Annotated in this window: 8 protein-coding genes; 5 read left to right on the forward strand and 3 right to left on the reverse strand. The window is 66.8% G+C overall.

What is annotated here, in order from left to right; all coding sequences use genetic code 11:
• Window positions 1-177: 177 nt before the first annotated feature.
• The 3 genes from ABC728_RS06875 to ABC728_RS06885 all read right to left on the reverse strand — a co-directional run bounded on the left by ABC728_RS06875 (window position 178) and on the right by ABC728_RS06885 (window position 4,647).
• A complete protein-coding gene (locus tag ABC728_RS06875; RefSeq protein WP_416617701.1) occupies window positions 178-1,011 on the reverse strand; it encodes a DeoR/GlpR family DNA-binding transcription regulator in 834 nt (277 codons plus the stop codon).
• A 132-nt stretch (window positions 1,012-1,143) separates the two neighbouring features.
• Window positions 1,144-2,439 (reverse strand): L-rhamnose catabolism isomerase, encoded by a 1,296-nt coding sequence (rhaI, locus tag ABC728_RS06880; RefSeq protein ID WP_416617702.1) that lies wholly within the window; start codon window positions 2,437-2,439, stop codon window positions 1,144-1,146.
• 93 nt (window positions 2,440-2,532) lie between these two features.
• Window positions 2,533-4,647, reverse strand: a complete 2,115-nt coding sequence (locus tag ABC728_RS06885) for a bifunctional rhamnulose-1-phosphate aldolase/short-chain dehydrogenase (protein WP_416617703.1) — start codon at window positions 4,645-4,647, stop codon at window positions 2,533-2,535.
• Window positions 4,648-4,754: 107 nt separating this feature from the next.
• Between ABC728_RS06885 and ABC728_RS06890 the strand changes: the two genes are divergently transcribed.
• The 5 genes from ABC728_RS06890 (at window position 4,755) to ABC728_RS06910 (ending at window position 11,062) form a co-directional block, all read left to right on the forward strand.
• Window positions 4,755-6,149 carry an FGGY-family carbohydrate kinase gene (locus tag ABC728_RS06890; protein WP_416617704.1) on the forward strand — a complete coding sequence of 465 codons (1,395 nt, stop codon included), beginning with the start codon at window positions 4,755-4,757 and terminating at the stop codon, window positions 6,147-6,149.
• 82 nt (window positions 6,150-6,231) lie between these two features.
• Window positions 6,232-7,311, forward strand: coding sequence for an L-rhamnose/proton symporter RhaT (gene rhaT, locus ABC728_RS06895; protein ID WP_416617705.1), 1,080 nt, complete (start codon window positions 6,232-6,234; stop codon window positions 7,309-7,311).
• A gap of 52 nt (window positions 7,312-7,363) precedes the next feature.
• Window positions 7,364-8,311 carry an alpha/beta fold hydrolase gene (locus ABC728_RS06900; RefSeq protein ID WP_445376395.1) on the forward strand — a complete coding sequence of 316 codons (948 nt, stop codon included), beginning with the start codon at window positions 7,364-7,366 and terminating at the stop codon, window positions 8,309-8,311.
• A gap of 57 nt (window positions 8,312-8,368) precedes the next feature.
• Window positions 8,369-8,830, forward strand: a complete 462-nt coding sequence (locus ABC728_RS06905) for an Lrp/AsnC family transcriptional regulator (protein WP_416617707.1) — start codon at window positions 8,369-8,371, stop codon at window positions 8,828-8,830.
• Window positions 8,831-8,971: 141 nt separating this feature from the next.
• Entirely contained in the window at window positions 8,972-11,062 is a 2,091-nt protein-coding gene (locus tag ABC728_RS06910) for a thiamine pyrophosphate-dependent enzyme (protein ID WP_416617708.1), read from the forward strand.
• Window positions 11,063-11,135 lie beyond the last annotated feature (73 nt).

Here is an 11,135-nt window from a genome sequence, read left to right on the forward strand (position 1 = left end):
GCCGAGCCATGCGGTATGGCCGCGGCTGAATCCTTTTTGGTTCGGTGGGGGGCCCTCACCCCCCGGGGGCGGATGCAGCGAGGCAACCGTCACCCTGTAAGAATGATCATTATTTATCTTAATCGATCACGTCAATAATCAATTTCAATCAAAACGGCCGTCTCCGCATGAATTGCGTCAACGCCCCGCTCTGACCACGCCCTGCCGGGGCATGTCGGCCACCATCAGCCTGATACCGGCGCCTTCCAGCATTCCGGCCTGCGCATCGGTGATGCCGGGATCGGTGATGACGGTATCGATTTCCGACAAGGCGCAGACGACATGGCCCGACGGACCACTGAACTTCGAACTGTCGACAAGAACGATGACCTCGTCGGCGCGCTCGATCAGGCGGCGCTCGGAAACCACCAGGATGATGTCGGCCTGCATCAGGCCCGCCGGCCCGATCGAGGCAGCCCCCATGAACAGCTTTGGCGCATGGAAATGCGGCATGCTGTCCTCGCCCGACGGCGACAGGATGACGTTCTGTTCGCGGAAGACCTGTCCGGATGGCAGCAGTATTCGTGTGGCGGGCTGCGGCAACAGGGCGCTGACGATATGCAGGGACGTGGTCAGCACCTGCAGACCCAGCGGGGCCAGATGCGGACACATCTGCAAGGTTGTCGACCCGCCGTCGATCATCACGCCCTCGCCGGGCACGCACAGCTTTGCGGCTGCGCGGCCGATGGCTTCCTTGGCGGCGCGGTTGCGCCCTATATTCTCGTGGAACGGCACACCCAGAAGCCCGCCCGGCGGGCTGGGCTGGGCGGTGGCGGGTGCCGGCTTGTCACCGCCCGCGCTGCGGGCGCCGCCACGCACACGCTCGATCCGTCCCTGTTCGACCAGACGGTCGAGGTCACGGCGGATGGTTGCGGGGGAGGCGGTGATCCTGGCCTCAAGGTCGCGGAAGGAGATGAAACCGCTATCTTCGAGGCTTTCCAGTATGATGCGTTCACGTTCGGCGGCGTGCATTGCGTACCTGCTTGTTTTCGCAGAATTTTGACGCGATGCGCGCGATTTTGCAATGATTGGCTTTGTCATGGCTGCCGCTCCAGACGGAAAGGGCCGGAGCGGCAATCGCATGGCGGGCCCGCAACGGCCTGGTCAGACGATGCCGGCGGTACTGCCGGCAGGCCGGCGCCGGGCCGCCATGGCCGTGCGCCAGCCGCTGGCGCGGTAGGTTGCAATCGGGTCGGCGGCCCCGCCCGCGCCGACACGCGCCATGGCCAGGATGGGGCTGACATCCGTGCGATAGGCTGTGCGCAGCGCCTGGAAGGCGGCCATGACGTCGTTTTCTTCCTGCGCCGTCTTCAACATGTCGCGGTCGACCAGCAGCGCCTTGGCGAAGGCCGTCGCGATGGCTTCCGCCGACGACAGCAGGCTTTCGATCGGATCGGTCACATTGTGCGACTGATCGATCATATAGGCCGGATCGAATCCGTCGCGCGGGTTGCGCTCCGCCTCCAGCAATTCGTTGAAGACCAGGAAAAGGCGATGCGGATTGACCGATCCGCTGTCCAGATCGTCGTCCCCATAGGAACTGTCGTTGAAATGGAAGCCCCCCAGCTTGCCGAACCGGTGCAGGCGGGCCACGATCTGTTCGATATTGACGTTGGGAGCATGGTGGCCGAGATCGACCAGGCAACGCGCCTTCGGGCCCAGATGCTGGGCGGCCAGGATTGAACTGCCCCAATCGGCGATCACCGTGGAATAGAAGGCCGGCTCGAACATCTTGTGTTCGATCAGCATCCGCCAGCCGTCGGGCAGGGCGGCATAGATTTGCGCGGCCGAATCCAGGTAACGGTCGAAGGAGCGGCCCAGGTCCTGCTGACCGGGAAAGTTGGTGCCATCCCCGATCCATACCGTCAGATCGCGGACACCCAGCGCGCGGCCGATGTCGATACATTCGATATTGTGTGCCACGGCCTGTTCGCGCACGGCTGGATCGGTGGAAGTCAGGGAACCCGTGGCATAGGAGTGTTTCTGGCCCGGCTGATCCTGGAACGTGTTGGAATTGACGGCATCGAAGCCAAGGCCGAGTGATGCGGCCACTTCCCGCAGCCCGGCATAATCCGACACCTTGTCCCAGGGGAAATGCGGGCTGACGCGCGGGGTGATGCGGCAAAGCTGCTGCACCACGGCGCAATCTTCAAGCTTTTCAAGAATGCCGGTCGGCTCTCCCGCCAGGGGAAAGCGGGCAAAGCGCGTGCCGCCGCGCCCCGTACCCCAACTGGGCACGGCGACGGAGAAGGCAGCAACGCGGCTGCGGATGGTCTCGACATCGATGCCCCGCCGGGCCAACTGACGGCCCAGGCTGGCATAATCATCCTCCAGCGCGCCCAGCGCCCCTTCATTCAGCCGTTCGATCAGTTGGCCGTCGATCGGAAACCCATTGGCCATGCTCTTAACTCCTCCCCCCATGCGCGCCGGCGGTCCGTCACCGGTTCTAACGGATTTATACCCAGTCCCGGTGATCGCATCCGATCATCGGCCTCAGCGTGTGAAGGCCTGTGCGTTCCCGGCATCGACATTGATCATGTTGCCGGTCGATTTGGCCGACAGATCGCTGGCGAAGAAATGGACGGCCTGTGCCACATCCTCGGGCAGGACTTCCCGCTTCAGCATGGAGCGGTCGCGGTAGTGCGCTTCCAGCCCGGCCCCGTCGTCGATGCCGTGGGCACCGGCCCGCTCGCGCCGCCAGGCGCCGTCCCAGATGTGTGAGCCCTTGATGACCGCGTCGGGGTTGACGGTATTGACGCGGATGCCGAACGGCGCGCCTTCCAGCGCCAGGCAGCGGGCCAGATGGAGGGAGGCGGCCTTCGCGGAGGCGTAGGCCGCGGCATTGGTGGCCGCCGCCACCCCGTTCTTGGACCCGATGAAGACGATGGAGCCGCCGTTGCCCCGCTTCATCAGCGTGAAGGCCGCCCGTGCCGTCAGGAAATAGCCTTCCGCCAGAACGGCGAAATTCTGGCGCCAGAGATCGGTCGTCGTGGCTTCCAGTGCAGCGGAAGACGCGATCCCGGCATTGGCGACCAGGATGTCCAGCCCGCCGAATTCCCGCGCGCAGGCGGTGAAGGCAGCCTCGATTTCCGCCTCGCGCGTCACGTCGGCCACGGCCATGCGCACGCGGTCCGCCCCGGCCTGCTTCTCCAGGCGCTCCGCCGCCTCGCGCAGGCGGTCCGCATCGCGGTCGACCAGCATGATGCAGGCCCCGTCCTCTGCCAGTCGCGCCGCCGTCGCCGCGCCGATGCCGCCGGCTCCGCCCGTGACCAGGGCGATCTTGCCGACCAGCGGGCGCGGTGCCGGCATGCGGCGCAGCTTCGCCTCTTCCAGCGCCCAATATTCGATACGGAAGGCCTCCCGCTCGTCCAGCCCGACATAGCCGCCGATCACTTCCGCCCCGCGCATCACATTGATGGCGTTGGCATAGAACTCCCCGGCGATGCGCGCCGTGCTCTTGTCCGCGGCCAGGGTGAGGCGGCCGATGCCCGGCACCAGCACGACGACCGGGTTCGCATCGCGCATCGGCGGATCGTCCGGTCCGGCGCAGCGCTGGTAATAGCCGGCATAGGCGCTGCGGTAATCTCCCGTCATGGCGGCCAGATAGCTGTCATCGTCAAGGCGCGCCGGGTCCAGCACCATGGGAACGATCTTGGTGCGCAGGAAATGATCGGGGCAGGACGTGCCGATGGCGGCCAGCCGGTCCAGGCCGCGGCTGCCCACGAATTCCAATGTTTCCGCGTCGTCGGCGAAGTGGCCGATCTTGCCGCGCGCACCCTGCATCAGGCCACGCAGTTTCGGCAGCAGCCGGGCGGCGGCGGCCGACCGTTCCGACGCCGGCCGGGCCGGCAGGGCAACCCCGCCGAACGCCGGACCATGGGCCAGACGCTCGTTCAGGTAATGCGCGGCATCGGCGATCAGGGCGATCGTGTTCTCATAGCAGGATCGCGCCGTATCCCCCCAGCAGATGATGCCGTGGCCGGCCAGCATGACGCCGCGCAGGCCCGGGTTCCTGGCGACATGGTCGCGCAACCGCAGCCCCAGCGCGAAGCCCGGTCGCTGCCAGGACAGCCAGCCCACGGCACCGCCCCAGACTTCCCGCGTCACCGCCTCGCCGTCGCGGGCCGCGGCCAGGGCGATGATGGCATCGGGATGCACATGATCGACATGGGTGAACGGCAGGTAGGCGTGCAGCGGCGTGTCGATGGAGGCAGCCCGCGGATTGAGATCGAAGGTGCAGTGGGGCAGGTAGCCCACCATTTCGTCCTCATGCTCCTGACCACGATAAAGCGCTTCCAGGGACAGCAGCTTGCGCTGTTCCAGCGTCGCGAACCCGTCCAGCTTCATCGAGCCCAGGTCACCGCCTGACCCCTTCACCCACAACACCTCGATATCGGCACCCGTCAGCGGGTCGCGGCTGATCAGCTTCGCCGAGGTATTGCCGCCGCCATAGTTGGTCACCGACAGATCGGCCCCCAACAGGTTGGAGCGCAGCAAAAGGGCCTGGGGCCCTTCCAGCCGGTCCATATGGCTTTCCCAACGGGAGCATGGGACAAGAAACGGGGTGGCTTTGGTGGCAATCGGCGCTTTGGCCTGGATATCTGACATGGAAGTCACTCGCACGATCAGTGTTGAGCGGTTATGTATCGAATCTTCTGGCCATAAACAATCATATTCGATAGGTTTCAATCAAACACTATCTTCGGAGTTGGCCGGTGAAGGATAGGGCCGTCGTCGTCCTGGATATCGGGAAGTCCCTTACGAAATTGAGCCTCTGGAGCGATGGCGGCCGGTGCCTGGCCCGGCGCAGCCGGCCCAGTGGCGCGAAGGAAAGCAGCGGGCGCGCCACGCTCGACACCAAGGGGGTGGAGCAGTGGCTGGAGGCTGTGCTTGGCGAGTTTGCGACGCTTGCCAGGGTCGGTACAATCGTTCCCGTGGGACATGGCGCGGCGGCGGCCATCCTGCGGGGCGACGGTCTGGCGTGCCCGCCGCTGGATTACGAGGTGCCGGTTCCGGCCGGGGTGCGGGCGCGGTACGATGCCATGCGCGACCCGTTCCGGGAGACGGGGTCGCCCGCACTGCCCCTGGGGCTGAATCTGGGGGCTCAGCTTTTCTGGCTGGAAGAGGAGGAGCCGGCGTTACGGGACGGCACAACGATCCTGCCCTGGCCGCAATATTGGGCCTGGGTGCTGACCGGCATCGCCGCGTCGGAGGTCAGCAGCCTCGGCTGTCACACCGACCTGTGGCAGCCCGCCGCCGGCCGGCCATCTGCCCTGGCCGAGGCGCGCGGCTGGGCCGGGCGGCTGGCACCGCGCGTCTTTGCGGGCGATGTGCTGGGCACCATCACGCGCGGCTGGGCGGCCCGGACCGGCCTGCCGGCCGATGTGACGGTCCGCTGCGGCTTGCATGATTCCAATGCGGCACTGCTGGCAGCGCGGGGTTTCGGTGAAATCGCCGGGGGCGAGGCGACGGTGCTGTCGACGGGGACCTGGTTCGTGGCCATGCGCACGCCGGCCGCCGGGACCTGTTTCCCCATCGAAAACCTGCCGGAGGGGCGGGATTGCCTGGCCAATGTCGATGTGCATGGCACCCTGATCCCGTCGGGCCGTTTCATGGGCGGGCGGGAGATCGAGCGGCTGCTGGGGCCTGCCCCGGATGTCACCGGACCGGCCGTCAACGAGGCGGCCCTGGCAGCGTCGATGGCGGAAGGGGCCGTGGTGCTGCCCGGCTTTGCCGAGGGGGTCGGGCCCTTTCCCTCCGGCCGGGGCTGCTGGCTGGCCCAGCCATCGACCCCGGCCGGACGGCAGGCGGCCGTGGCATTCTATGCGGCGCTGATGGCCGATACCGTGCTGGACCTGGTCGGTGCGCAATCCCGCCTGCTGGTGGAGGGACGCTTCGCCGAATCACGCCTGCTGACAGGGGCGCTGGCCGCGTTGCGGCCGGAGATGACGGTCTATACCAGCCATATCGACAGCGACGTTTCCTATGGCGCGCTGCGGCTGGTGAATCCGGCGCTGGCGCCGGCGGCGACACTGCGGCCCGTGGCGCCGCTGGCGCTGGACCTGACCGAATGGCGCCGCCGCTGGCGCATCGCCGCAGGAGAATGTTGAGCCGGCCTGTGCCGGCTGGCAGAACGGGTCACAAACCAAGACCGGGCCGGAAACCCGGCTGGACAGGGGGAAGGAAACGGGAATGGATGCCAATCCGCTGGCAGGGGTTTTGTTCCATTGGCTGGGTGGCCTGTCGTCGGCCAGCTTCTATGTGCCTTATAAAAAGATCAGGCGCTGGTCCTGGGAGATATTCTGGATAACGGGCGGCGTCTTTTCCTGGCTGTTGGCGCCGTGGCTCTTTGCGTTTCTGCAGACGGAGGATCTGCTGGGTGTCCTGGCCGGGGCGCCTCCCGCCACCCTGGCCTGGTGTGCCTTCTGGGGCGCCATGTGGGGCATGGGCGGGCTGACCTTCGGCCTCACCATGCGCTATCTGGGCCTGTCGCTGGGCATGGCTGTGGCGCTGGGTCTGACGACGGTGGTGGGGACGTTGGGACCACCCCTCTTCCATGGCACGCTGCCGGCCTTCGCGGCCACGCTGAGCGGCCAGTTGGTGCTGCTGGGCATCCTGATCACGCTGGCCGGCATCGCCACCGTGGCCCGCGCCGGGCACCGGCGGGATCGGATGCAGGCCGGTGCCGGCGGGGGAGAAGACACGGAAGGCTTCGATCTGCGGCGCGGCATCCTGATCGCGCTGTTCTCCGGCATCATGTCGGGCTGTTTCGCCTGGGGCCTGGATGCGGGGCAGCCCATCCGCGATGCCACGCTGTCGGCCGGCACAGACCCTATATGGCAGGGACTGCCTGTGCTTTGTGTCGTGCTGCTGGGCGGGCTTGCCACCAATCTGGTCTGGTGCGGCTGGCTGATCCGCCGCAACGGCACGGCGGGGGAATTCCTGGGCCGTCCCGGTCGGGGTAGTCCCGCCGCCGACGGGCCGATGCCCTTGCGCGCCAACTACCTTCTGGCCGCCCTGGGCGGCACGCTCTGGTATTTCCAGTTCTTCTTCTACACGATCGGCGAGAGCCAGATGGGGGCCTATGGCTTTTCGTCCTGGACCCTGCACATGGCCAGCATCATTCTGTTTTCAACGCTCTGGGGTTTTGCGCTGAAGGAATGGCGCGGGACGGACAGGCGCACGCGGGGGCTGGTCTGGCTGGGCATCGGACTGCTGGTCTTCGCCACCGCCGTCATCGGCCTGGGCAACCGGCTGGCCGTGAACGGATGATCAGGGGAAAGGGTCCGGCGCAAAGGACAAGTAGGGGAGCACGGGCAAGATGATGGGTGCATTCGCCGCTGTTACGGCCGTGCTGGCCGGTGGGGTCCTGGGCGGGCTGGCCCTGTTCACGGGCCTGACGGCCCGCCGGGTGGAAAGGGCCCTGCCGCCGCGCGGCCGTTTCCTGGAGGTCGAAGGCCACCGACTGCACTACCGCGACGAGGGCACCGGACCCGCCATCGTCATGATCCACGGGCTGGGCGGACAGATGGCCCATTTCAGCCATTCGCTTCTGCCGCGCCTGACCGACCGGTTCCGCGTCATCCTGGTCGACAGGCCCGGATCGGGCTATTCGACCCGGCCGGCGGGGGCCGGTGCCAACCTGCGGGCGCAGGCGGCCATTATCGCCGGCTTCATCCGGGCCCTGGGGCTGGAGCGGCCGCTGCTGGTGGGCCATTCGCTGGGCGGCGCCGTGGCGCTGGCCGTGGCGCTGGAACATCCCGACTGCGCCGGCGGGCTGGCCCTGATCGCCCCCCTGACGCGGCGCCAGCCGCAGGTACCCGATTGTTTCAGGGGGTTGGTGATCAAGTCGCCCCTTGCCCGCTGGTTTCTGTCCTGGACGCTGGCCACGCCCATGGCCATCCGGCAGTCAGAACGGATCATGGATACCGTGTTCGGCCCGGACAAGGTGCCGGCCGATTTCGCCACGGCCGGTGGCGGCTTGCTGGGGTTGCGGCCGGGGGCGTTCCAGTCGGCCTCCGCCGACCTGATGGCATCCAATGCCGACCTGAAATGGATGGCGGAACGCTATGGCGGCCTGACCCTGCCCGTCGCCATGCTTTATGGGCGGGACGACCGGGTGCTGGACTGGCGGCTGCATGGCGACGGGTTGCGCGCGTTGCTGCCCGCCATGGAACTGACCCTGGTGGAAGGTGGGCACATGCTGCCGCTCACCGCTCCCGACAGCACGGTCGCCTGGCTGTCCACCGTTGCGGGGCGGCGGGCGGATTGACGCCGTTGCCAACTGCATTATGCTCCGCGCCGGCCCCAACCCCGCAGGCGGACGATCATGGCGCTGGATGCATTCGACGTAAAACTTCTGCTGGCCGTCCAGGAGAAGGGCGATATCACGCAAGGCGAGTTGGCCGAGATCGTCTGCCTGTCCCCCTCGCAATGTTCGCGCCGGCTGCAAAGGCTGCGGGACGAGGGGTATATCGCGCGGGTCACGGCATTGTTGTCGCCGGCCAAGCTGGGCTTCACCCTGAAATCCTACATCGTCGTCACCCTGCGTTCCCATACGACGGAACATACGGCGGAATTTTCCGAATTCGTGCGCACCGCACCGCAGATCCTGGAATGCTGCATGCTGACCGGTGACAGCGACTATCTGCTGAAGGTCATGGCCACAGACCTGAAAAGCTTCGATCTTTTCGTCCAGGAACTGCTGCGGCTGCCCAGCATCGCCACCGTCCGTTCCTCCCTTGTGCTGCGTGATCTGAAGGAGACGACGAGCCTGCCGATCCCCGGCTGAGCATACCGGATGCCACAGATGCGCGTTTCGTGCGTTTGGGGCCATTTGGGGCCTGTGCTTCGCAAAGTTTCCCCATCCGATAGTGGCTATAATTTACAGATCGACCGGACGGTCATCTAATTCCAGCCCCTGGGGAACCCCATGATCGCACAGACCCGTCGCGCCGTGGACGAAGTGCCGCGCAACACGCCCGATCCGTCCTATGACTGGCGCCGTGTTGCCCACCTGCTGCATATCTCGCGCACGCTGGACGAGTTGGAGGAGAAGGTTCTGGTGCCGGAGCGCAAGGTGCTCTACCAGTTCTCCGCCCGCGGACATGACATGGCGCAGATCCTGCTGGGTTCCCGCCTGACCGACAGACACGACGCGGCGTGCGGTTATTACCGCTCGCGTCCCATGCTGCTGTCGCTGGGTGTCGATATCGAGGATGCGCTGGGATCGTCCATGGGGCGTTCGGGCGGGTATTCCGACGGCCGGGACATCGGTGTCGTCTTCAATTATCCCAACCCGCACGGCGCCCAGGCCCTGCCCATGTGCGGCGGGGTGGGGGCGCAATACACGCCGACGGCTGGCTGGGCGCAGGCCATCGACTATTATGCCCGCGTGCTGAAGCAGCCAGAGTATGATCAGGCCCTGGCCGTGGTGCTGGGGGGTGACGGGTCGGTTGCATCCAACGGGTTCTGGGCGGCGCTGACCATCGCGACGACCCAGCAATTGCCGATGCTGTTCTATATCGAGGACAATGGCTACGGCATCTCCGTCCCGTCGATCATGCAGACGCCGGGTGGCAACATCGCCGCCAACCTGGCCAGTTTCAAGGGGCTGACGATCCTGGCCGGCGACGGGGCCGAACCGGCAGAGGCCGCCCGCCTGGTGTCGCAGGCCGTGGCGCATGTCCGCGACCGCAAGGGTCCCTGCCTGCTGCGCCTGACGGTGCCACGCCTGCAGGGCCATTCCTTTCAGGACACGCAGACCTACAAATCGCCGGATTTCGTGGCGTCGGAATGGGCGCGCGACCCGCTACCGCGCCTGAAGGAATACCTCGTGCCGGCCCTGCTGGAGGAGGAGGAGTGGGAGGCCATCGCCGCCAATGCCAGGGCAGAGGTGGAGGCCGCGCGCCGGAGGGCCGAGGCCCGTCCCGTGGCCGATCCCGAAGGCGTGGTCCGCCATGTCTTCGCCGAGGAGGGGGAAATCCAGTCCCAGGGCGGACAATGGTCGCACGGCTATGTGCCGCCGCGATCAACGGCGGACCCCCGGCCGGAGGGGCAGCGCCTGAACATGGTGACCGCCATCCGCCGCACGCTGGATCAGGAAATGACGCTGAACCCCCGCGTCGTGCTGTTCGGGGAGGATATCGGGCCGAAGGGCGGCGTGCATGCCGTGACGCTGGGCCTGCAGGAAAAGTACGGCACGACCCGCGTATTCGATACCAGCCTGTCGGAGGAAGGGATCGTCGGCCGGGCCGTGGGCATGGCGCTGGCCGGGCTGGTGCCCGTACCGGAAATCCAGTTCCGCAAATATGCCGAGCCGGCCATGGAGCAGATCAACGATTGCGGCACGATGCGCTGGCGCACCAACAACCGCTTCGCCTCGCCCATGGTGCTGCGCGTGCCCGGCGGCTTCTTCAAGTGCGGCGACCCCTGGCACAGCCAGACCAACGAGGTGCAGTTCTGCCACGCGCCCGGCTGGAAGGTGGCCGTGCCGTCCAATGCGGAGGACGCCGTCGGGCTGCTGCGCGCGGCCCTGCGCGGCAACGACCCGGTGCTGTTCTTCGAGCATCGCGCCATGCTGGACGATGCCTGGGCCCGTCGTGCCTGGCCGGGTGACGATTACGTGCTGGAATTCGGCAAGTCCAGATCCCTGGCCGAGGGCGACGACCTGACCATCGTTACCTGGGGCGCCATGGCACCGCGCTGCCAGGCGGCGGCCGAGGGGCGGTCGGTGCATGTCATCGACCTGCGGACCCTGATGCCGTGGGACGAGGCGGCCGTGCTGGCATCGGTGAGCCGCACGCGGCGCTGCCTGATCGTGCATGAGGACATCCAGACGGCCGGCTTCGGGGCGGAGATCGCGGCCGTGGTGGCCGACAAGGTGTTCCTGGACCTGGATGCCCCCGTCGCCCGCCTGACCATGCCCGACATTCCCAGCCCGCATAACCCGGTATTGCTGGACTGGGCCGTGCCGTCGGTGGATCGCATCCGCGCCAAGATCGACGCACTGATCGCCTTCTGATGATGGTCAGCGGGCCGGGTCCCGACCCCGCCACCCGGCCCCGCGACCCCGACATTCCCCCGATAAGGAACCA

The sequence above is a fragment of the Niveispirillum fermenti genome, assembly GCF_052474395.1.

What these genes read in the sequence shown, in the direction of transcription:
- ABC728_RS06875 (WP_416617701.1), bottom strand. Translation starts at nt 1,011, where the DNA reads ATGCACGCCGCCGAACGTGAACGCATCATACTGGAAAGCCTCGAAGAT.
- rhaI (WP_416617702.1), bottom strand. Translation starts at nt 2,439, where the DNA reads ATGGCCAATGGGTTTCCGATCGACGGCCAACTGATCGAACGGCTGAAT.
- ABC728_RS06885 (WP_416617703.1), bottom strand. Translation starts at nt 4,647, where the DNA reads ATGTCAGATATCCAGGCCAAAGCGCCGATTGCCACCAAAGCCACCCCG.
- rhaT (WP_416617705.1), top strand. Translation starts at nt 6,232, where the DNA reads ATGGATGCCAATCCGCTGGCAGGGGTTTTGTTCCATTGGCTGGGTGGC.
- ABC728_RS06900 (WP_445376395.1), top strand. Translation starts at nt 7,364, where the DNA reads ATGGGTGCATTCGCCGCTGTTACGGCCGTGCTGGCCGGTGGGGTCCTG.
- ABC728_RS06905 (WP_416617707.1), top strand. Translation starts at nt 8,369, where the DNA reads ATGGCGCTGGATGCATTCGACGTAAAACTTCTGCTGGCCGTCCAGGAG.
- ABC728_RS06910 (WP_416617708.1), top strand. Translation starts at nt 8,972, where the DNA reads ATGATCGCACAGACCCGTCGCGCCGTGGACGAAGTGCCGCGCAACACG.